The following is a 20,607-nucleotide window of genomic DNA, read 5'->3' on the forward strand; positions in this document are numbered from 1 at the left end:
AGCGAACCGCCGTATACGGACCCGTACGTACGGTGGTGTGGGAGGGGAGGAGCTGCGAGGCTCCCCCCTATCCCGATTGCGTGATGTTGCGGTTGGCTCAGTACTTCGCGACCACGGGCGAGTTGAAGCGATAGACCAGCGAGGTGCTGATGGTCTGCACCCAGGGCTTGAACGATGCCGTCACGCCGCTGAACGGGAACAAGGGACCGAAACTACCGGGCGGGAGGTTCTCCGGCAGGCTGATGCGCTCGTAGAACGTCGACCGGTATTCGGTCTTCATGAACCAGCCCGGCGTCGCGACGCCAAAGATGTTGAGGCTGTTCTCGACGCCACCACCGACGAACCAGCCGTCACGGCGGAAGGATGGGGTTGTCAGGAAGGCTGGGGCCAGGGCTGGGCCGGGAGCCAGCCGGGTCATCGTTGTCCCGGACCACTCCGAGCCGGAGTAACCCGCATTGACATAGGAAAGGACGTTCGGTGCGACGAGATAGCCCAAACGCACGCCAGCGGCGTAACTGGTGCGCAGCTTCTCGGTCCCCTCGGTGTGGCCAGCGAAGAATTCATTGGCCAGCGAGCCACGGATGTCGCCGAACTGTCCGTCCGCGAAAAGACCCGCAACCCAGGTGCCGTTGAACTGCCAGTCGTAGCCGGCGCCGACCGTGCCGAACCAGCCGCTACCGCCCAGCCGCACATCGCGTGTCAGGGGATTGGCGACCGGGAAGCCGGGGGCCACAACGGCGTTGCTGTCTGCGTTCCACAATCCGCCGCCGGCGCCGCCGAACGTGTAGAAGCCGGTCCAGCCTGCAGCCGGTGCCTTGGTGTAGGACCGGGTCGCAACGTCTGCAGCTCCGCTCGTCGTGCCGGTTGAATTGAAGCGATAGACCAGCGAGGTGGTGACGGTTTGCGTCCAAGGCTTGAAGGTGATCGCATTGCCGTTGGGTGCGCCGCTGAGCACGAAGGACTCCGGCAGACTGACGCGATTGTAAAATGTGGAGCGATATTCGGTCTTCATGAACCAGCCAGGCGCCGTGATGCCCAAGATGTTCAGGCTGTTCTCAACGCCGCCGCCGACGAACCAGCCGTCGCGACGGAAGGACGGCGTCGTAAAGGCATCAACAGGTGCAGCCACGTTGGAGAGCGTGGTTCCGGACCACTCGGAGCCGGAGTAACCCGCGTTGACGTAGGACAGAACGTTCGGTGCAATCAGGTAACCCAGCCGAACGCCGGCGGCGTAGCTGCTGCGCAGCTTCTCGGTGCCTTCGAATTGGGTATCGGTCAACGCCCCCTTGATCTCGCCAAACTGTCCATCGGCGAAGACGCCTGCGACCCATTGGCCGAACTGCCAATCATAGCCGGCGCCGACCGTTGCGAACCAGCCGCTCCCGCCGAGCCGCAGGTCGCGCGTGAGTGCAGTGCCCGGTCCGACGGCGACAAGGTTGCTGTCGGCGGCCCACAAACCGCCGCCGGCACCGCCGAACACATAGAAGCCCGTCCAGCTTGCGACCGGAGCCGGGGCCTTGGTGTACGGCCGTGCCGCCAGATCGGCCGCGGACGCCGATCCTGTCATCACGACGATCGCGGCCAAGCCAAATAAGTTGCGATAGCCGCTCATCGTTGATCCCCACGATCGATTCATCGTTGCAGATTAGATGGGAGGGGCGGGGATTGCGTGGACAGGAGCGAAACATGGTGTGGGCCATAGCGAAGTCCGCGCAGATTTTGCGCGCCCAGTGCAAAAATCACACAACGCCGGGGCGGGACGTCCATTTGCTGTTCGAGGCCAAGGGCCCCGGAACAGCCCAGAGGGCGTCTTAACCCCGCATTAACCATACCTGTCCCAGGGTGAGACGACAGGGCGCCGAATTGCCGGCGCCGCCAACGCGCTCGCGGCACCATCATGTCGGTCGACAATTCAAGTGCCACGCTGACGGCCAACATCGATCCGTCGCGGGCGCGCGTTGCCGGTGCGATCAAACAGGCCTCCAGCCGCACCGGCGTCAGCTTCGAATACATGCTGACGACCGCCAAGATGGAATCCGATTTCAACCCGACCGCGGGCGCCTCGACCTCGTCGGCGCACGGGCTCTACCAGTTCATCGACCAGACCTGGCTCGGCACGGTGAAGGAGGCGGGCGGCAAGCTCGGCTATGGCAGCTATGCCGACGCCATCACCAGGACATCGTCCGGCAGCTACACCGTGGCGGATGCATCGATGAAGCGCTCGATCATGAAGCTGCGCGACGATCCGCAGGCGGCCTCCGACATGGCCGCGGTGCTGACGCAGTCCAACAGTTTTAAGCTCACTGGTTTGCTCGGCCGTCGCCCCAGCGACAGCGAAATGTACATGGCGCATTTCATGGGTGTCGGTGGCGCGGCAAAACTGATTGCGAACGCCGAGGACAATCCGCGCGCGACCGCTGCGCGGCTGTTCCCGAACGCTGCCGCTGCCAACCGCTCGATCTTCTACGACAAGAGCGGAAGCGCGCGCAGCGTTTCCGAAGTTTATTCGGTGCTGTCCTCGCGTTACGCCAGCGCCGCAAACTCCAAGGCGACGCGCACCGCCATGGCGCTCTATGGCGACACGCCGTCGACGACGGCGGTGGCAAGCGCCAATGCGGTGCAGGCCGCGCCTGTCATCGACAACGCCGCCTATCTCCAGACCTTTCCGAGCACGAACACGCGCGCGGTGACGCCCGTGGGCGCGACGCAGGCAACGACGGTCGCCGACAATTCGACCGCGAGCCCGCCTGTGTTCCGCTCGATCTATCAGCCTGGCGACACCAGCCAGCCGGTTTCCTCCACGGTGCAGAAATTGTGGGGCAACAACGCCTCGCTCACCTCGGTCGCGAGCGCGACGCCCGAGGTGCGTCCGCCGCAGCCGCTCGATCTGTTCAGCGATCGCTACGGCACGTTCAGCAGCTGACCGGTACGCTGCAAAATTTGCAGCCCTTAACAAAACGTCAATAAACCCAAGCAGTTATGGTGAACGCTTTGTTAAGCGTCGTGGTTTATTTTGTCTTGCAGGTGACGGGGGTCACCGTTTCGTTAGGTTGCGTAAGCCGGAAGGACCATGATCGTTCGGCAGTTCATCAATTGGATCAGGACGGCCTCGGCGGGTGAGCGGGCCGAGGCAACGCGGGCATTGGCCCGTGCCTGGTTGATCTCAGATCTTTCGTCAGACGACCGCATCGCCGCCGAAGGCGCGCTCTTGATGCTGCTCGACGATCCGTCACCCCTGGTGCGCCAGGCGATGGCGGAGGCCTTTGCGCGCAGCGCCGAGGCGCCGGCGGCGATCGTGCAGGCACTCTCGACCGATCAGCCCTCCGTCGCCTTGCCCGTGCTCGAACATTCGCCGCTGCTGATCGATGCCGACCTCGTCGACATCGCCGCGACCGGCAACAACGAGGTGCAATGCGCGATCGCGCGCCGCATCGCGCTGCCGGCATCGGTGGGCGCCGCGATTGCCGAGGTCGGCTGCGCCGCCGCAGCGCTCGAGCTGATCGAAAATCCCTATGCCGAGCTCGCGCCGTTCTCCTGGGACCGCATCGTCGAGCGTCACGGTCATCTCGCCGCGATCCGCGAGGCGATGCTGGTGCTGGAGGATCTCCCCGCAGCCACGCGCGCGGCGCTGGTCGCAAAGCTTTCCGATACGCTCGCGCAGTTCGTGGTCGCCCGCAACTGGCTGAGCGCCGACCGTGCCGAGCGCGTCGCGACCGAAGCGCGCGACCGCTCCACCATCAACATCGCCGCGCGCTCGCGCGGCGAGGAGATGCAGGGTCTCGTGCACCATCTGCGCGCGACCTCCCAGCTCACCGCCGGCCTGATCCTGCGCGCGCTGCTCTCGGGCAATCGCGAACTGTTCGAGGCGGCGCTCGCCGAGCTGGCCGATCTGCCGCTGGTGCGCGTCTCCGCGCTGCTGCATGACCGCGGCGGCACCAGCCTGCATGCGCTGCTCCGCCGCGCCGGTTTCCCGGAATCGACCTTTGCCGCGTTCCAGGTCGCGCTCGATGCCTGCCACGAGAACGGTTTTGTCGACAGCCAGGACGGCGCCGCGCGGCTGCGCCGGCGCATGGTCGAGCGCGTGCTCACCCATTGCGAGACCGACCGCGGCGCGACCGAGCCGCTGCTCATCCTGCTGCGCCGCTTCGCCACCGAATCCGCGCGCGAAGAGGCGCGGCTGTTCTGCGACGAGCTCGTCGCGGAGGAGGCGGTCATCCACTACGATCTGGCGGCGGCTTGACCCCAACGGGGATGCTGTAAGGTGAGCAAAGGCGCGTCAGCGCCGTGCCCACCATTCATCCTAGATTGCCGATGCAAGAGGTGGGCACGCGGAGCCTGTCATCGGGCGCGCGTTCGCGCGACCCGTTGGCTTTGCCCACCCTACGGCGGCTCACAACGACGGAGGGACTAATCCCCCGGCACGATGCTCGGCGCCAGCACCGCTTCGAGATGCTCGGGGCGGTCGCGGTTGACGTGGGCGAGATATTCGTCGGCGACCTTGCGCAGGCGGCGGCCCAGCTCGCTGCCGACGGAGATGCTGTCGAGCTTGGTGTTCTCGCTCACGATCGCCTGGATGGCGTTGATGTGGTGCGAGAACAATTCGCGCGGCACCTTCGCAAGGTCGGGCGCGTGCTCGATGACGCGGCACAGGCTCTCGGCAATGACGGCGGCGGACGGATAGCCGAAGGTCGCGGCATCGCCCTTGATGTCGTGGGCGGCGCGAAACAATTCGTCGCGGGAATCCTTGGTGAAGCCGATCGTCTGCACGGCCGTGTAGGCCGCAGCCAGCCGGCCGGCCTCGATCGCCATCCAGTCCTTGAACTCGCCGGAGAGGCCGGCGAGCGCCTTCTCGGCGCGGCCGACCGGATCGTCCATGTCCTTGTCCTCGACCCGGCGCAGCACCTTGCGCAGCGGATTGGGCTGCGTGATGACGTGATGGGTGGCGAAGGCCTTGACCTCGATGTCCCTTGCGCTGTTCTTGGCCATGATGCCTGCCTCGAGGCTTGATGCTGTCAGCTAGATGGAGGACCGCGCCTTGTCGAGCAGCGAGGGCTGTTGCATCACCTCGTGCTTTTCGCCGACGCGGCGTTCGGGGCCCATATAAGCGGAGTTGGTGTTGCGGCGCCGGTCGGGGCCAAAGTAGGTCTTGGTCTTGATGAAGGGCCGGGGGCTGGCGACCACGTTGAGGATGCGCTGATAGAGGCCTTTCGCCGAGATCGGCTTGGCCAAAAATTCGGTGACGCCGGCATCGCGCGCGACCGTGACGCGGCGCTTCTCGGAATGGCCGGTCAGCATGATGATCGGCGCGTAGGGGTTACCCTTGGATTCCGGCTGGCGGATCATCTGCGCAAGCTCGAGCCCGTCGAAGATCGGCATCGACCAGTCGGTGATGACGATGTCGGGCACGTAGTGGCTGTACATTTCCAGCGCGGTCGCGCCGTCCTCGGCCTCGTAGACCTCGCGCGCGCCGAAGGAATGCAGCAGCGTCCGCAGGATGCGGCGCATGTGCGGATTGTCGTCGCAGACGAGGAAGCGCAGCTTGTTGAAATCGATGCGGAACATGACGCCCGGGCCAAGCGGTAGACTTCGTTAACCATATCGCGCCCGGGGTTAACGAAGCGTTGCCATCGGCCTCAAAGCGGGCCGGCAGGGGCCTAATGCCCGAACTGCTCGCGCAAAATGCGCTCTTCCAGGCTGTGGCCGGGATCGAACAGCATGCGCATCGAGATGGTCCGGTCGGACAGCACCTCGACGCGGCGGACATCGCGCACCTCGTCATGGTCGGCCGCCGCCGCCACCGGCCGCTTGTCGCATTCGAGCACCTCGATGACGACATAGGCCCTGTTCGGGAGCAGCGCGCCGCGCCAGCGGCGTGGGCGGAAGGCGCTGATCGGCGTCAGCGCGAGCAGCGCCGCGTTGATCGGCAGGATCGGCCCCTGGGCGGACAGGTTGTAGGCGGTCGAGCCCGCAGGCGTCGCCACCATGATGCCGTCGGCGCTCAGTTCGGGCATGCGTTCGTGCTCGTCGATCAGGATCCTGAACCGCGCAGCCTGGTTGGTCTGCCGAAACAGGGCGACCTCGTTGATCGCGTGATGGAGATGCACGGTGCCATGCACGTCGGTCGCGCGCATCAGGAGCGGGTGGATGACGGATTCATGCGCGGCCTCGAGCCGCGCCCGCAAATCGTGCGTCGAATACTCGTTCATCAGGAAGCCGACGGTGCCGCGATGCATGCCGTAGATCGGCTTTCCCGTGCGCATGTTCCGGTGCAGCGTCTGGAGCATCAAGCCGTCGCCGCCGAGCGCCACGACCACGTCGGCCTTGTCAGGATCGCAATTGCCGTAGGCGGCGGTGAGCTGCGTGAACGCGGCCTGGGCCTCGGTGCCGGCGCTGGCGACGAAGGCGATCCGGTCATATCGCGGGGATTTTTTCATGGCTCACGGACACGCTGCTCGGCGAAGGTTGCGCGGAGGGTGCTCTATAGACCTCCGCGGCCATTGTCGAGGATGACCCGCCCCGAATGCAAACGGGCGGCCGTCAAAACGGCCGCCCGGCTGGATTCAGGGTAAAAAGTCCCGATTGGCCGGGATCAGTACCTTTGATCAGTATTTGGCGACGACCGTGCCGCCGGGATTGAAGCGGTAGTTCACGCCGACGGTGGTGATGAAGCCGCGCTCGCGCACGTCGACCAGCTCGCCGGCGATCGAGTAGCGCTTCGTTCCGAGGTCGTAATAGTTGGTCTCCGAACGGACCGTCCAGTTCTTGGCGAGCGCGAATTCGCTGCCGATACCGAGCGTCCAGCCGAGCCTGGTCTGCGTGTCGCTGGGGCCGCAGTTGATCTGGAAGACGTTGTTCGGACCGGTATTGCAGGAGCCGAACACCTTGGTGTTGCCGTAGGCCAGACCGCCGCGGCCGTAGACGATCGAACGATCCCAGAAGGCATAGCCGACACGGCCGGTGGCGGTGCCGATCCAGTTCACCCAGGCCTCGCAGGTGGCGTCGACGGCCGGGCAGGGCCGCGCGCCATGCGCGTTGGTGCCGTTGATGTTGGCTTCGACGCCGAACACCCATTTGGCGCGCTGCCAGTCGTAGCCGGCCTGCACGCCGCCGAGACCGCCCGCAAAGCGCGGATTGGTAGAGGTGCCGGGGACGACGAAGTCCCAGTCGGTGCGGCCGTTGAGGATGCCGGCGCTGCCGCCGACGAAGAAGCCGTTCCAGTCATAGGGCGCGACCACCGCGACCGGCGCCTTGACGGGAGCCTTGGCGTACATCGGCGCCGGCGAGATCATCTCCGGCGTGAACTGATAGCGGATGCCGCCGTTCAGGCTGTAGCCCTGGATGTTCTGGCCGTCGCGATAGTCGGCGCGCAGATAGCCGAGCAGGCCGGTGCCGACGACCTGTGCCGACACGCCGACGCCGATCTGGCCGTAGGTGCCAATATTGGTCGAGGAGATCTGGCCCGCGCCGGAGAGCAGGTTCAGCGGGACCGGCAGGCCGGCGTTGTCGAACGACGAGGAGATCGCGCCCTCGAACTCGTGGTAGACGCTGGCGATCGCGAAGGGCTGCCAGATCATGTTGCCCGACGCGATGGTGGTGCCGCCGCGGATGCTCAGGCGTCCGAGCTCGCTGTTGATGTCGTTGACGTGGAGCGTGCCGGGCAGGGTCAGGCCGGTGCCGGTCGCAAGGGTGCCGGTGACCGTGAGCGGATCGACCTTGACCTTGGAGATCACGATGCCGGCCGACGGCTCGATGAACCAGTTGTTCTGCAGCGGCATGTTGTAGCCGACATTGCCGCTGAAGGCGATGCCGCGGGCGTCGAGCTTCTGACTGAACAGGCCGCTGACGAGCGGGTCGTTGAGCGAGTTCTGGTAGTAGTCGGCGCGGAGCTGGCCGTCCATGAAGAAGCCGCCCTTGGTGATGGCGGCATACATGCCGGCGAACGGCACCTGGAGATTGTCCTCGAAGGTGCCGCCGAGCGGGTTGAGCAGACCGGCCGAGGATTTGTCGCGCGCACGGGCGCCGAGATAGCCGACGGTCGCGCCGACATGGACGTTGAAGCCGTTCCAGTTCAGCCGCGCCACGTCGGTGCCGGCCTGCACGCCCGCGAACTGAAGGCTGGTCGAGTTGTTGCAGGTGATCGTGCCGGGCACGGGAACGCCGACGACCGAAATGTTCGTCGTCGTGCTGGTGCTCTTGGTGGTGATGTCGCCACCGATGGCGCGCGCCCAGACGCCGCCGCCTTCCTGGTTCGGCTTGGGATTCGGCGGCGCGCTGACGAACGCGCTCGACTGGGTGAGGAAGGCCGTGTTGGCGGTGTTGATGGCCGAGATCAGCGAGTTGACCGCGCCGCCCGAGGCAAACGGCAGGAGTGGAGATAGCACGCCGGCTGCGCCCGTACCCGAGCAATCGGCCATGGCTGCGGACGACGCGCCCAATGCGGCCACCGCCGCGATGCTGGCAATTCCCGTCCGCCCCAGGCGGGTCCCTGCCAAGAACTTCATTGCAGTCTCCAATCGAAAAGAATCGGCGCGCGTCCGCGAAACAATTGGAAACAACGCTATTGCAGGTGTGGAGCGCTCGGAAGACCGATCAGCCCGGTTCCATGTGACCTGTCGCGGATTTCCGCGACGCTGTACCCCGCCCGCCACACTCCGCGGCGGGATGCCGCGCATTTTGCGCCGGAGAGTTGTGACGTGCATCACGCTTCTCCGCATGATGCAGGTAATACCGTCGGGTGAAGCAATTTCGGCGCATTGATCGCGCGCAGTCGGGAAGGTAAACTTCGGTCACACTTAGCGAATTTTTCGGGCGCGCTGCGGTTTCGACCCTCAACGTCCTGCGGGAGATGAGGATCGGTGAGGCGCGTGCCCGGCACGGAATTTTCGATGATCAGGCGCCTTATCGCACTGGCGACGACGATCGGCGGGGCCCTTCTGCTGACGGCCCTCGGCTCCGATTCGGCGTTCGCTGAACGGCGGGTGGCGCTGGTCGTCGGCAACTCGACCTACCAGTCGGTCCCGCAGCTCCCCAATCCGTCGCGCGATGCGAGCTCGGTCGCAAGGATGTTTCGCGACGCCGGCTTCGACACGGTCGAGACGCTGGTCAATGTCGGCAATCTCGAGTTCAAGCGCGCCATCCGCAAGTTCGAGGCCACGGCCGACCAGGCCGATATCGCTGTTGTCTATTACGCCGGCCACGGCCTCGAGATCGGGGGTACCAACTACCTGATCCCGGTCGACGCGCGTCTGGCGAGCGACCGCGACGCCGACGACGAGGCGATCCCGCTGGAGCGGCTGGTCTCGTCGGCCGACGGCGCCAGGCGGTTGCGCCTGGTCATCCTGGACGCCTGCCGCGACAACCCCTTCGTCACCACCATGCGGCGTGAACGGCGCAATAGCGCAACCCGCGCCGTCAGCGGCGGTCTCGGCAAGGTCGAGCCGACCTCGACGGATACGCTGATCGCCTACGCGGCGAAGGCGGGCTCGACGGCGGATGACGGCGACGGCGAGCACAGCCCGTTCACGACGTCGGTGTTGAAGAATCTTCCGGTGCCCGGTCTCGATGTTCGCCTGGCCTTCGGGCGGGTGCGCGACGAGGTCCTGAAGGCCACCGGCAACCGCCAGGAGCCGTTCGTCTACGGTGCGCTTGGCGGCGGCACGATCTCGCTGGTCCCGGCGCCGGCCGTGCCGCAGGAGGCGCCGGTCAGCGACGTCAAGGCCGACTACGATCTGGTGCAGAAGATCGGCACCCGCCGCGCGTGGGAGGTTTTCCTCGCGACCCATCCGACCGGCTTCTATGCCGAGCTTGCCCGCGCGCAGATGGATGCCTTGCCCAGCCAGCCGCTGGCGGCGTCGCCCAACGTCCAGGTCGCGGCCTATCCGCAAGCACCCGCGCCGCCCCGCGATGCACCGCCCACGAAGGAGCAGATCGAGTGGGATCGGATCAAGGACAGCGTCGACATCCCGGCGCTGCAGCGCTTCGTCAAGCGCTTCCCGGATTCGCCGCTAGCGATCACCGCGCAGCAGCGCGTCGACATGCTGAAGCAGGCGATCCAGGAACGCGAGGACAAGGCGCGCGCCGAGCGCGAGGCCGCGCGGCTCGCCGCCGAAGAGGCGAAGCGCAAGGCCGATCAGGAAAAGGCCGAGCTCGCCGCGCAGAAGAAGCGCGAGGATGACGAGCGCCGGGCGCGTGAAGCCGAGGCGGCAGAGAAGGCGCGGGCGGCTGCCGCCGCCGCCGCTGCCGAGAAGAAGCGCCAGGACGATGAACGGCGTGCACGCGAGGCCGAAGCCGAGCGGCAGGCCAAGGCTGCGGAAGCCGAGCGCAAGGCGCTCGAAGCCAGGCAACGGGCTGAACAGGCCGAGCGTGACCGGATTGCCGCGGAGGCTGCCGCTGCAAAGGCGGCCGCCGAGAAGCAGGCCAAGGATGCCGAGGAGGCGCGCAAGCGGGCCGAAATCGCTGCCGCCAGGGAAGCCTCGGCCGCCGAGAAGAAGCGCCTCGAGGACCAGCGCCGCGCCGCCGCCGCCGAGGCTGAGCGTTTGGCGAAAGCCGCTGAGGCCGAGCGCAAGGCCCAGGAGGCCAGGCAGAAGGCCGAGCAGGTCGAGCGTGACCGGATCGCCGCAGAGGCTGCCGCCGCGAGGGCTGCGGCCGAGAAGCAGGCGCGCGAGGCCGAGGAGGCCCGCAAGGCCGCCGAGTTCACCGTGGCCCGGGAGGCCACCTGCAAGAGCGAGCAGGGCAGCCTCGATGCGATCATTGCCAAGGGCAGTGAAGGCTCCGGCATCGACGACCTGAAGGCGTTCTCGAAGACCGTGTCCTGCGACCGGCTCGGCCCGGTCGTCGTCGCCGCGATCGATCGCTTCAACGCTGAAGCCGCCAAGCGCGCCGCGACCCAGCCCAGCTCGCCGCAGCTCGTCACCTCGGCGCAGACCGAGCTGGTTCGTATCGGCTGCCTGACCGGCAAGCCGGACGGCAAGCTGAGCGACCCGACGCGCGCTGCGCTGGTCCGTTATTTCGCAATCGGCGGCCAGCCGACCCAGGCCGACAAGATCAGCGTGACGACGGCTCTCGTCACTGAGCTGACCAAGCATGCGACGCGGGTCTGCCCGCTCCAGTGCAAGAGCGACGAGACGCTGAAGGGCGACGTCTGCGTCGCGAACGAGAAACCTGCGGCGGCGCCGACCGCCTCGCGCAAGAACGACGAGGACAAGCCACGCCGCAAGCCGGCGGCGACCGCCGAGCGCGAGCCGGCCCGCCGCGCCAAGCCGGACAACGATGCGCCGCGCGCCCGGCAGCAGGCGGTCGCGCGCCCGAGCATCGTCAGCGGCGGTGGTGGCGGCGGCGGCCACAGCACGATGATTGGCGTCGGATTCTGATGTCGAAACGTTGAAACCATCGGTCGGTTCTGGCGTTATCGGGATCGGTCCGGGCGAAGCTACGGAAGCTACGAAGGAGCAGGTCATGCACAGCCTTTGCCGTCATCCACTGGCGCTCGCAGCCGTGATGACCGTATCCGTCGTCATGGCGACGGCGCAGCCTGTCTCCGCCGCCGACCAAACGAACGATCGGATTTCGGCGCAGGAGGTGGCCAAGGTCACGGCAAAGCCTGCGCCCGTCCGGCATCGCGTCACCCATCGCCGTACGGTTCATCGCACGGCCGCGATCTACGATCGCGCCTTTGTGCCGGTCGACCTCAGCTGCTCCAGCATCTGGTGCGGCCGCCAGTTCGTGCTGATGCTCGGTATCGGCTATTAGCGTGCGATGAGACGGAGTGCAGCCGGTTGCCCGGTTCACCTCTCCCCAGCGGGGAGAGGTCGGATTGCGTCTGGCGATGCGAAGCGTCGCCCAGTGCAATCCGGGTGAGGGGCCGCAACACTCAGTGAGACCTTGACCCCTCACCCGGATCGCATCTTTCGATGCGATCCGACCTCTCCCTACGGGAGAGGTGTTCTGCGCCTGGGGCTCGCGCCGATTCAGCCAAAATCGTCCTGTTTTAGCCGTTCGCTTCCGGTGGCATATGGGTGCCTCCCGCAAACGTGAATCCGTCGCAATTCTCCGCTACGTCCGCGCACGCTATTTTTCGTATCGCGGGCGTGCGTGCGACCGCGCAGGGAGATGCATCATGCTGATTGGTTTGCCGGCGCTGCGCCGCTCGGCTCTTGCCCTGGCGCTGCTCGTTGTCGTCGGCGCGGTGCACGCGGATGATGCGCCGCCGCGTCCCGACGTCGCAACGCCCGCCGGCCAAAAGGGTGGCGCGCGCGGCGGTCAGGCGCAGGGTTCGCCGTCCAGTACCGAGCAGCACCGCCTGCCGCCTGACTCCGCCACCAGCCAGACGCTCGAGCTGCCCGGCCGCACCCTGAACTTCAGTGCCACGGCAGGCTCGATCCGGTTGTTCGACGACAAGGGCGAGCCACAGGCCGACATCGTCTACACCTCCTACCAGCTCGACGGCACCGATCGCGCGAGCCGCCCGGTGACGTTCTTCTTCAACGGCGGTCCCGGCGCATCCTCGGCCTGGCTTCAGCTCGGCGCTGCCGGTCCGTGGCGGCTGCCGCTCAACGCCGACGTCGTCACGCCGTCGACGCCGCCCGAGCTGAAACCCAACGCCGAGACCTGGCTCGACTTCACCGATCTCGTCTTCATCGATCCCGTTGGCACCGGCTACAGCCGTTTCGTGACGGGCGGCGAGGAGGCGCGAAAACGCTTCTACTCCGTCGACGGCGACGTCGCTGCGATTGCGCTCGTCATCCGCCGCTGGCTGGAGAAGCACGAGCGGCTCGCCTCGCCGAAATTCGTCGCGGGCGAGAGTTATGGCGGCATTCGCGGGCCAAAGGTCGTGCGCAATCTCCAGCTTCAGCAGGGCGTCGGCGTCAAGGGATTGATCATGATCTCGCCGCTCTTCGACTTCCGCGAGTTCACCGGCACGAGCCTTTTGCAATATGTCGCGACACTGCCGAGTTATGCCGCGGTTGCGCGTGAGGCCAAAGGAGAGAGCAAGGGCGAAGGCAAGGGAGGCGTGACCCGCGCCGATCTCGCCGACGTCGAGGCCTATGCAAGGGGCGAATTCCTCGGCGACCTCTTGAAGGGCCAGGCCGATGTCGAGGCCACCACGCGCCTTGCCGACAAGGTCTCTGCGCTGACCGGCATCGACCGGGCGACGAGCCGCAGGCTTGCCGGACGCTTCGACGTCGCGGAATTCCAGCGCGAGTTCGATCGCGGGAGCGGCAAGGTGACGGGCCGCTACGATGCCTCGGTGCGCGGCTTTGATCCCAATCCCGAATCCAACGTCTCGCGCTTCGGCGATCCTTCCGGCGATGCCCTCCAGGCCCCGCTGACCAGCGCCGCCGTCGACCTCACGACGCGCAAGCTGAACTGGCGGCCCGATGGCTCCTACGAAGTCCTCAACGGCTCCGTCGAGCGCAACTGGGATTTTGGCCGCGGCATCAGCCCGCCGCAGTCGATCTCGGAGCTGCGCCAGATCCTGGCGACGGATGCGAACATCAGCGTGCTGGTCGCGCACGGCCTGTTCGATATCGCAACCCCATATTTCGGATCGAAGCTGGTGCTCGACCAGTTGCCTGCCTTCGCTTCACCGCCGCGTGCAAGACTCGTGGTCTATCCCGGCGGCCACATGTTCTATTCGCGCGACGCCTCGCGCCAGGCCTTGCGCGGCGAAGTCGAGAAGATGATGAAGTAGGCGACGGCTCTCAGCGCCACGCTTTGCCCTGACCTGACCGAACTGGTAGGGTTTCTTCGGCGTTACGGGATGCGTTGATATGAGGCGCCGTGATTTCATCCTGACGGCAGGTGCGGCCGCGCTCTGGTCCGGCCCGGCACAGGCGCAGCGGACTGCGCCCGTGGTCGGCGTTCTCGCAGTCGCGCCCCTGGAGGCGGCTTAGGCGAGTTTTGCGCCGGCCCGGTCTCGTCTTGTTGCTCTGGGATTTGTTGAAGGGCGCGATTTCACCCTCGAATACCGCTGTGCGGACTACCAACAGGAGCGGCTGGCCGCGTTGGCAAACGACCTTGTTCAACGTGGTGTGGCCGCCATCGTCACGCCGAGCGGCCCGGCGACGTCAGCAGCGAAGGCTGCAACCACGTCGGTCCCGATCGTTTTCATGACGGGTTTCGACCCGGTGGCAAGCGGCTTCGTTGCCAGTCTGAACGATCCCGGCGGAAACGTCACCGGCGTCTTCATTCTCAATCCGGATCTGCTTTTCAAGCGCACCGAGGTGCTGCACGAGCTGGCGCCGGCGGTAAAGTCCTTCGCGTTGTTTTACACCCGGACCGGCGACAAGGCCGAAGAGCCCTTCTACACCGAGCTTCAACGTGCGGCGGAAGCTCGCGGCGTGACAATGCGCTTGTACAGCGTGAGTCAGACCGCCGAGAGCGAGGAGACTTTCGCGCGGGCGGTTGACGAAGGTGCCGGCGCAATCCTCGTCAACAATCACCCGGTGTTCTTGAACAATCGCGAGCTCATGACTGCGCTTGCCGCGCGCCACCGCTTGCCGGCGATGTATCCCCTGCGCCAGTTCGTAGCCGACGGCGGTCTGGCGAGCTACGGGGCGAACCCCGCTGACGCGTTCCGGCTGGTGGGCGACTATGTTGCTCGTATTCTGCGTGGCGAGAAACCTGCAAAGCTGCCGGTCCAGCAGATGACGAGGATCGAACTGGTGGTCAACACCAGGACCGCAAAGGCCCTCGGCATCACCATCCCTCTAACGGTGCTCGCCCTCGCCGACGAAATCGTCGAGTAGGGGGCCCGCTCTTTTCATGATTGCGCCGATCTGTCGCGCCTTATACGCGCTTCAGTTCGCGCCTGAAATCGTGCCTTCGCTCTTGATCGCACGGTACAGCGCGTCGATCAGCGCTTGCATCTCGACGAATTTGTTGCGTGCCCGCTCGGCCGTGTCGCGCTCGAAAGCGGCGGCCAGCACTTTCGCATGCGCGTCGCGGTCCTCGATCATGCGATCGCGGGCCTTCTTCAGTGTTTCAAGTCGTTCGCTGATACGGGGCTCTCCTGCAAGTATCATCTCGATCGCAACCGGCAACTCAATCGAAGGCAGGGCGGAAGATCACTATTCGGAAGAACACCCGATGGAAGGCGTGGGGAAGGGCGGTGATCGCGCGACACTACGCTTACGTTCTGCCACTAGCGAGCCCTATAACGCGCGGGGCGTGAGAGTGCGGTTGCGGGCGATGTTCTCCTTGACCCCTGCGCTGACCCAACGCGGACGTATTGACGCGGGGTCAGAAGGGGGAGGCTCTTGCAAAGTGATCAAATAACAGCCATGTATGGCCAATCGAGTTTCGGCCGAAAGACTTGGCCTCGCCGCTGACAGCGCGCCTGACTGACGACCTCTTCCCAAATTTCGAGTTAGCTTGCTGCGCTCTCGGGTGCGGATCCAAACATCTATCTATCTCAAAGGACGATCCCCGCATGACTACGGGTACTGTGAAGTGGTTTAACAGCCAAAAGGGTTTCGGCTTCATTCAGCCGGACCAGGGAGGCCAGGATGTCTTCGTTCATATCAGCGCGGTTGAACGTGCCGGCATGAGCACCCTCAACGAGGGACAGAAGGTTTCGTTTGAAATCGTTGCAGACCGCCGGACCGGCAAATCTGCCGCGGACAATCTGCGCGCGGCGTAAGCTGTTGCACTCGGTGCTATGATGCTTTGACCGCGAATGTACCGGCAGAGTCTCTGGTTTCGCAACCCCGCACCCGGTTTACCGGGCGCGGGGTTATTTTTTGTCGCAGCCCGCGCGGGGCGATCCGTGCGTCGAAACAGTTGAGGTCGCGAGCTTGTCCACCCATATCGATCCGCATCAGGACCACGACGACGTCATGTATCCGCAGGTCCTTCCGTTTCTGTTGGTCCACGCAGGCTGCATCGCGGCGATCTGGTCGGGCGTCTCGTGGCAGGCGATTGCGATTTGCGTCGCTCTATATGGGCTGCGCATGTTTGCGATCGGTGCTGGGTATCATCGGTACTTCTCGCATCGTGCCTACGCGACGAGCCGGGTGTTCCAGTTCATCCTTGCATTCCTCGCCCAAAGCAGCGCTCAAAAAAGCGTCCTTTGGTGGGCCGCGAAACATCGGCATCATCATTTGCATTCGGATACCGAGGATGATGTGCACTCACCGCGGCACAAGGGCTTCGTGTACAGTCATGTCGGCTGGATCTTCTACCGACGGCACGATGCAACCGATCTGGTGAAAGTGTCGGATTTTGCGTCCTATCCCGAGCTGATGTGGTTGCACAGGCTTGAGCTTCTGCCGGCGGTCGTGACCGCGGGCCTCTGCTTCCTCATCGCAGGATGGTCGGGACTCGTGGTCGGCTTCCTCTGGAGCACCGTGCTTGTGTATCACGCCACGTTTTGCATCAACTCCCTCGCTCATGTTCACGGACGCAAGCGCTATGTGACGGGTGATGACTCCCGCAACAACTGGCTGCTGGCTCTGGTGACGATGGGGGAGGGCTGGCACAACAATCATCACGCCTACCAGAGCAGCGTCCGCCAGGGCTTCTACTGGTGGGAGATCGATGTGACGTATGGTGTCCTGGTCGCCTTGTCCTGGCTCGGGATCGTCTGGGATCTGAAGATGCCGCCCGAGCAGGTTCTGCGCAATGAGCATCGGTTGGGAGCGCGCGTGCTGAAGCGAACGGCTGAGCAGCTTGCCGGCCGCTTCAACCCTGAGTCCATTGCGCTGGCGATCAGATCGTCAGTCCATGACACAGGATTGTCGGTGCGGGACACGCTTCATCTGCTACAGCAGCGTACGGACCTGCATCTGCCCAGCATGCCGACCCGCGCCCAACTGCTGGCCGAAGCCCAGCGCATGTTCGCCAAGACGATGTCCCTGGACGAGATTGTCGACCGCGCCCATGAGCTTCTGGTCGAGTCCGTAAGCCTGTTGTTGGCAGTCCCGGCGCCGGTGGCCGACGCAATTCCGATATCCGTGGCGAATGGTAGCATTCGTTCGGGTCATCCCCGTTCGGAATGACCAACTGGCGGCGCTGATTCATCAACTCGAATCTGAGGCTGCGGTTTGGCTCGGTTCGACCTCTGCGCTGTAGCTGCGTGGACGTAGCACGCAGAGGACGCCTTTGCCGAAGGGTTTGGAGGTTTAGACGCGGCTGCAATAGCAGGGGGCGGCTAGGTCACCCGCATCGCAATGTCGCACGTGGCAGCGCCCCGATGATGCGATACCCTCCCCCAAAAAATCGGAGGAGGGAGCCATGTCAGTGATCAATCGCCGCCGCTTCATCGCCTCCGGTGCGAGCGCGGCTACGATGCCGCTCCTCTCGCGCGGTGTCTCGGCGCAAGGGGCGTGGCCGTCGCGAAACATCCGCATGATCTGCAGCTATCCGGCGGGCGGGCAGACCGATCTGCTCGCGCGCGCCTTCGGGGAGTTTATCGCCAAGCAGGTCGGCAAGACCGTCGTCATCGAGAACAAGGCAGGCGCTTCCGGCGCGATCGGTGCGCAGGAGGTCGCGCGCGCCGAGCCTGACGGCCACACCATCCTGTGCTCGATCTCGACCACCTACATCATGAACCGGGCGGTCATGAAGAGTCCCGGCTACGACATGGACAAGGACCTGACGCTCGTCAGCATCATTCCGGGCGCAGGCCTGCTGCTGATCGCGAGCCCGAAGACCGGCGTCAAGACGCTGGAGGACTTTGTCGCCTTCGCGCGCAAGGCCGGCAAGGTGAATTTTGGCACCTACAGCGCAGGCTCGGTCCCGCACATGACGATCAACGAGCTCAACAAGCAGTACGGTCTCAGCATCGAGCCGGTCCATTACCGCGGCGAGGCGCCGATGTGGACGGGCCTGATGGAGGGCACGCTCGACGCGGCGATGGGCAGCTACACGGCCGCGCAGCCGGTGCTGCAAAGCGACCGCGGCGTCGTCTTCGCCGTGCATTCGAAGAAGGTCGGCGCGATGCCGGCCGTCAAGACCCTGCCGGAGCAGGGCGCGACGGCAAGGTTCTTCACCGTGAGCGGCTTCACCGGCTGGGCGCTGCCGAAGGCGACGCCGCAGCCGATCGTCGATCGCCTGGCGGAGCTGTGCGTCGCCGCCAACAATGATCCGAAGGTGAAGGAGGTGCTTGCGACCTTCGTGCTGGAGCCGGCGCTCGGCTTCAAGGACAGCAACGCGCTCTACCAGCGCGAGTTGCCGGTGTGGCTCGAGGCCGCGCAGTCGCTCGGGCTGGAGCCGGCGTGAGGTACTCCGATCGTCGCCACGGCAGGCCCGCCGCCCCACACGATGCAATGATGGCATAATGCCACCGATTTGCCCGACGTGTCAAATTATTTCGGAAAAGGCGTAAGGCCGGCGCCGCGGTCAGCGGCTACTTTGCATGGGGTTGTTTTCGAGCTTTTTGTCGTCCGGGCTTCCGTCGCTATTTTCCGCGTGCGTATTTCCGCCCGATCTCCTTCGCCACCACGCCCGCGGGGCGCACATGGGCGCCGGCAAGCCAGACGCCGGTGACCTTGCCGCGCTTGTCGCGGACGCGGCGGACCGGTTCGCCATGGCTGGCATAGCCTGAGGCGGAGACGATCTTGCCCGCGTCGCGGCCGGTGACCTCGATCTCGGCGGCGTCCATGAAGGGGTTGTTGAACTGCGGATTGGCGACCAGCACACGGTCACCCATCGGCACGAGGTCGGATGCTCCCCAGATCGTCCACCAGCGGCCGGTCCAGTCGCGCACGCGGGCGTTCGGCGCGCCGCGCGTCTTGAAGGCACGCAGGATCTGGAGCGCGCCGTCCATCCAGAACGGCGCGCCGCCGTCGATCGAGTTCGAGAGGATGGAGATCGAAAGCTCGCAGGCGGGAATGGCGCAGGTCCGCGAGAGGTAGCCCTGAAAACCGCCGCCATGGCCGAACCAATCCCAGCCGTCGGTCTTGCCGGCATTGACGCCGAGGCCGTAATAGGCCTCGAGACTTTGCGGGACGCGCCAATGATGGCGCGTCATTTCGCGGCGGCTCGCGGCCGACAGCACGCTGCGTTTGGCGTTGGGCGCAAGCTGGCCGAAGAAGCGCGCGGTGTCGGCGGCGGTCGCAACGAAGCCCGCCGCCGAGGTGATTGCGTGCGTGTCGTTGTCGCCGGGGATCACGCTGCGCTCGCCGAACGGCAGCTTTCGCGTGTGACCGCGCGCAAAGGCCGCCGCCTTGGGAAGCGGCACATTGGGCTCGGTCTCGCGCAAGCCTGCGGGCGCGATGATCTCGCGCTTGATCCAGACCGGGTAGGGCTCTTTCGTGACGGCCTCGATCACGAGACCGATCAGGCCAAAGCCGTGATTGGAATATTTGAAGCGCGTGCCGGGCTCGATCGCGGTGGGCATGCGCAACTCGGCCGTCAGCTCCTTCGCGGTCAGATAGGGGCGGGTGTCGATGAACTGGCCGGAGTCGGCGCCGTCGCGCATCAGGCCCGCGGTGTGCGACAGCACCTGCGCGATCGTCGTCGCGGCGACGCGCGGATGCAGGCCGGCGACATAGTCCCCGATGGGATCGTCGAGCCGGAGTTTTCGCTGCTCACGCAGCTTCATGATGCCGGCGGAGGTGAAGCTCTTCGAATGCGAGGCGATGCGGAATCGATGGCGCGGCGTGAGCTTTTCGCGGGTGTCGAGATTGGCGAGCCCGAACGCGTGCTCGGCGACGATCTCGCCGCGATGGGCGAATGCGACGATGCAGCCGGGCTGCTGGGTGAGGGTGACCTGATAGTCGAGCCATTCGCCGATATAGGCGATCGCGGGGCGGAGCCAGGCGTCCATTGCTTGACCGGAAAATGAGGGAGGATCTCGTCGGCAAAGGTAGCCGACAAAGCAGAGCCGGCGCAACCCTTGCGGGTCGCGCCGGCTCGAAAGGCGTCGTTGATATGATCTCAGTAGACGAGCGTCGCGCCGGTCGGCTTGTCGAGCGCGGCGGCGAGCGAGCGATACTCGTCGCTTGCCGTGCCGGCGAGCGAGGCGATCTTGTCGAGGTGATATTTGGCCTGCTCGCGGTTGCCCTGCTCGAGCTGCCAGAGGCCGTAATACTGCCAGGTGCGGACGTGGTTCGGATCGTCCTGAAGCGCCAGCTCGTAATAGACCTTCGACTGCTTGTAGTCGCCGAGCTTGCGATAGGAGTAACCGATCAGATTGGCGACGTCGGCGACGTCGTCGCGCTTCAGCGACTTCAACTGGTCGATCGCGTTCGCATAGTCGTTGCGGTCGTAGATCGCAGTGTAGGCGGTGCGATAGGCCGCAAGGAATTTGGGATCGCTGACGGAAGAGCTCTTCTTCTTTTTCTTGGACGAGGTGTCCGACTTCGGCGGGGAGGAGGGATCGTCGCTGCCCGCAGCGTAAGCGCTCGTCAGCACAGGCGCCGTGGCCAGCGCCATCGAGACAAGTCCAGGAACCAGAAGCATAGAAAGTTTGCGCATTGATCTCTCCCGAATGGAACGAGGCGATCCTACACGATTGCCTCACGTTCGGAACACCCTGATGGGAAAAACATTCCCGGACCGGTTGTGGATTCCACCGTCGGGAAAGATGACAAAGATGTCATCCAGATGAACGGAAGCCACCAAAGCGCTTCAGAATGGGTTCAGTGCGCCCCGCCTAACGTCTCC

Annotated in this window: 18 protein-coding genes; 10 read left to right on the forward strand and 8 right to left on the reverse strand. The window is 65.2% G+C overall.

Annotated elements, in window-relative coordinates; genetic code table 11:
- Window positions 1–97 precede the first annotated feature (97 nt).
- Entirely contained in the window at window positions 98–1,612 is a 1,515-nt protein-coding gene (locus JQ632_RS33790) for an outer membrane protein (protein WP_212407017.1), read from the reverse strand.
- A gap of 285 nt (window positions 1,613–1,897) precedes the next feature.
- Between JQ632_RS33790 and JQ632_RS33795 the strand changes: the two genes are divergently transcribed.
- Together JQ632_RS33795 and JQ632_RS33800 are read left to right on the forward strand one after the other, a co-directional pair.
- Complete coding sequence (locus tag JQ632_RS33795; protein ID WP_212407018.1) at window positions 1,898–2,923, forward strand: transglycosylase SLT domain-containing protein; 1,026 nt, start codon at window positions 1,898–1,900, stop codon at window positions 2,921–2,923.
- 147 nt (window positions 2,924–3,070) lie between these two features.
- Window positions 3,071–4,240 carry a DUF2336 domain-containing protein gene (locus JQ632_RS33800; RefSeq protein WP_212407020.1) on the forward strand — a complete coding sequence of 390 codons (1,170 nt, stop codon included), beginning with the start codon at window positions 3,071–3,073 and terminating at the stop codon, window positions 4,238–4,240.
- A gap of 167 nt (window positions 4,241–4,407) precedes the next feature.
- Here JQ632_RS33800 and JQ632_RS33805 read toward each other — a convergent pair whose 3' ends face one another.
- The 4 genes from JQ632_RS33805 to JQ632_RS33820 form a co-directional block, all read right to left on the reverse strand.
- Window positions 4,408–4,986, reverse strand: coding sequence for an Hpt domain-containing protein (locus JQ632_RS33805; RefSeq protein ID WP_212407022.1), 579 nt, complete (start codon window positions 4,984–4,986; stop codon window positions 4,408–4,410).
- 30 nt (window positions 4,987–5,016) lie between these two features.
- Window positions 5,017–5,562 carry a response regulator gene (locus JQ632_RS33810; protein WP_212407024.1) on the reverse strand — a complete coding sequence of 182 codons (546 nt, stop codon included), beginning with the start codon at window positions 5,560–5,562 and terminating at the stop codon, window positions 5,017–5,019.
- Between the two features lie 92 nt (window positions 5,563–5,654).
- Window positions 5,655–6,434, reverse strand: coding sequence for an NAD kinase (locus JQ632_RS33815; RefSeq protein ID WP_212407026.1), 780 nt, complete (start codon window positions 6,432–6,434; stop codon window positions 5,655–5,657).
- 168 nt (window positions 6,435–6,602) lie between these two features.
- On the reverse strand, window positions 6,603–8,501 hold the full coding sequence (locus JQ632_RS33820; protein WP_212407028.1) for an autotransporter outer membrane beta-barrel domain-containing protein: 1,899 nt from the start codon (window positions 8,499–8,501) through the stop codon (window positions 6,603–6,605).
- Window positions 8,502–8,885: 384 nt separating this feature from the next.
- Here JQ632_RS33820 and JQ632_RS39775 point away from each other — a divergent pair, with 384 nt between their 5' ends.
- The 5 genes from JQ632_RS39775 (at window position 8,886) to JQ632_RS33840 (ending at window position 14,747) form a co-directional block, all read left to right on the forward strand.
- Window positions 8,886–11,369 (forward strand): caspase family protein, encoded by a 2,484-nt coding sequence (locus JQ632_RS39775; protein WP_249152729.1) that lies wholly within the window; start codon window positions 8,886–8,888, stop codon window positions 11,367–11,369.
- A gap of 85 nt (window positions 11,370–11,454) precedes the next feature.
- On the forward strand, window positions 11,455–11,748 hold the full coding sequence (locus JQ632_RS33830) for a hypothetical protein (protein ID WP_212407030.1): 294 nt from the start codon (window positions 11,455–11,457) through the stop codon (window positions 11,746–11,748).
- A 367-nt stretch (window positions 11,749–12,115) separates the two neighbouring features.
- Window positions 12,116–13,690 carry a S10 family peptidase gene (locus JQ632_RS33835; RefSeq protein WP_212407032.1) on the forward strand — a complete coding sequence of 525 codons (1,575 nt, stop codon included), beginning with the start codon at window positions 12,116–12,118 and terminating at the stop codon, window positions 13,688–13,690.
- Between the two features lie 79 nt (window positions 13,691–13,769).
- A complete protein-coding gene (locus tag JQ632_RS40145; RefSeq protein ID WP_283817755.1) occupies window positions 13,770–13,892 on the forward strand; it encodes a hypothetical protein in 123 nt (40 codons plus the stop codon).
- 36 nt (window positions 13,893–13,928) lie between these two features.
- Window positions 13,929–14,747: an ABC transporter substrate-binding protein gene (locus tag JQ632_RS33840; protein WP_212407064.1), complete on the forward strand. Its 819-nt coding sequence runs from the start codon at window positions 13,929–13,931 to the stop codon at window positions 14,745–14,747.
- Window positions 14,748–14,798: 51 nt separating this feature from the next.
- Here JQ632_RS33840 and JQ632_RS33845 read toward each other — a convergent pair whose 3' ends face one another.
- Window positions 14,799–14,999 carry a hypothetical protein gene (locus tag JQ632_RS33845; RefSeq protein ID WP_212407065.1) on the reverse strand — a complete coding sequence of 67 codons (201 nt, stop codon included), beginning with the start codon at window positions 14,997–14,999 and terminating at the stop codon, window positions 14,799–14,801.
- A 431-nt stretch (window positions 15,000–15,430) separates the two neighbouring features.
- Between JQ632_RS33845 and JQ632_RS33850 the strand changes: the two genes are divergently transcribed.
- From JQ632_RS33850 to JQ632_RS33860, 3 genes are all read left to right on the forward strand, one after another.
- Window positions 15,431–15,640: a cold-shock protein gene (locus JQ632_RS33850; RefSeq protein WP_212407034.1), complete on the forward strand. Its 210-nt coding sequence runs from the start codon at window positions 15,431–15,433 to the stop codon at window positions 15,638–15,640.
- Window positions 15,641–15,794: 154 nt separating this feature from the next.
- Window positions 15,795–16,997 (forward strand): acyl-CoA desaturase, encoded by a 1,203-nt coding sequence (locus JQ632_RS33855; RefSeq protein WP_409363527.1) that lies wholly within the window; start codon window positions 15,795–15,797, stop codon window positions 16,995–16,997.
- A 235-nt stretch (window positions 16,998–17,232) separates the two neighbouring features.
- Window positions 17,233–18,219 carry a tripartite tricarboxylate transporter substrate binding protein gene (locus JQ632_RS33860; protein ID WP_212407036.1) on the forward strand — a complete coding sequence of 329 codons (987 nt, stop codon included), beginning with the start codon at window positions 17,233–17,235 and terminating at the stop codon, window positions 18,217–18,219.
- Between the two features lie 178 nt (window positions 18,220–18,397).
- On the opposite strand, the gene JQ632_RS33865 is transcribed toward JQ632_RS33860, so the two are convergent.
- Both JQ632_RS33865 and JQ632_RS33870 read right to left on the reverse strand, forming a co-directional pair.
- Complete coding sequence (locus JQ632_RS33865) at window positions 18,398–19,768, reverse strand: serine hydrolase (protein WP_212407038.1); 1,371 nt, start codon at window positions 19,766–19,768, stop codon at window positions 18,398–18,400.
- 110 nt (window positions 19,769–19,878) lie between these two features.
- Complete coding sequence (locus tag JQ632_RS33870; protein WP_212407040.1) at window positions 19,879–20,418, reverse strand: lipopolysaccharide assembly protein LapB; 540 nt, start codon at window positions 20,416–20,418, stop codon at window positions 19,879–19,881.
- Window positions 20,419–20,607: the final 189 nt, after the last annotated feature.

This window comes from Bradyrhizobium liaoningense, from assembly GCF_018130955.1.
Lineage (GTDB): Bacteria > Pseudomonadota > Alphaproteobacteria > Rhizobiales > Xanthobacteraceae > Bradyrhizobium > Bradyrhizobium liaoningense_C.

Bases quoted from the DNA above. Each gene is read 5' to 3' on its own strand.
- JQ632_RS33810 (WP_212407024.1), bottom strand. From the start codon at position 5,562: ATGTTCCGCATCGATTTCAACAAGCTGCGCTTCCTCGTCTGCGACGAC.
- JQ632_RS33830 (WP_212407030.1), top strand. From the start codon at position 11,455: ATGCACAGCCTTTGCCGTCATCCACTGGCGCTCGCAGCCGTGATGACC.
- JQ632_RS33835 (WP_212407032.1), top strand. From the start codon at position 12,116: ATGCTGATTGGTTTGCCGGCGCTGCGCCGCTCGGCTCTTGCCCTGGCG.
- JQ632_RS33815 (WP_212407026.1), bottom strand. From the start codon at position 6,434: ATGAAAAAATCCCCGCGATATGACCGGATCGCCTTCGTCGCCAGCGCC.
- JQ632_RS33860 (WP_212407036.1), top strand. From the start codon at position 17,233: ATGTCAGTGATCAATCGCCGCCGCTTCATCGCCTCCGGTGCGAGCGCG.
- JQ632_RS33865 (WP_212407038.1), bottom strand. From the start codon at position 19,768: ATGGACGCCTGGCTCCGCCCCGCGATCGCCTATATCGGCGAATGGCTC.
- JQ632_RS33800 (WP_212407020.1), top strand. From the start codon at position 3,071: ATGATCGTTCGGCAGTTCATCAATTGGATCAGGACGGCCTCGGCGGGT.
- JQ632_RS33790 (WP_212407017.1), bottom strand. From the start codon at position 1,612: ATGAGCGGCTATCGCAACTTATTTGGCTTGGCCGCGATCGTCGTGATG.
- JQ632_RS33805 (WP_212407022.1), bottom strand. From the start codon at position 4,986: ATGGCCAAGAACAGCGCAAGGGACATCGAGGTCAAGGCCTTCGCCACC.
- JQ632_RS33850 (WP_212407034.1), top strand. From the start codon at position 15,431: ATGACTACGGGTACTGTGAAGTGGTTTAACAGCCAAAAGGGTTTCGGC.
- JQ632_RS33820 (WP_212407028.1), bottom strand. From the start codon at position 8,501: ATGAAGTTCTTGGCAGGGACCCGCCTGGGGCGGACGGGAATTGCCAGC.
- JQ632_RS33795 (WP_212407018.1), top strand. From the start codon at position 1,898: ATGTCGGTCGACAATTCAAGTGCCACGCTGACGGCCAACATCGATCCG.
- JQ632_RS33870 (WP_212407040.1), bottom strand. From the start codon at position 20,418: ATGCGCAAACTTTCTATGCTTCTGGTTCCTGGACTTGTCTCGATGGCG.
- JQ632_RS40145 (WP_283817755.1), top strand. From the start codon at position 13,770: ATGAGGCGCCGTGATTTCATCCTGACGGCAGGTGCGGCCGCGCTCTGG.
- JQ632_RS39775 (WP_249152729.1), top strand. From the start codon at position 8,886: ATGATCAGGCGCCTTATCGCACTGGCGACGACGATCGGCGGGGCCCTT.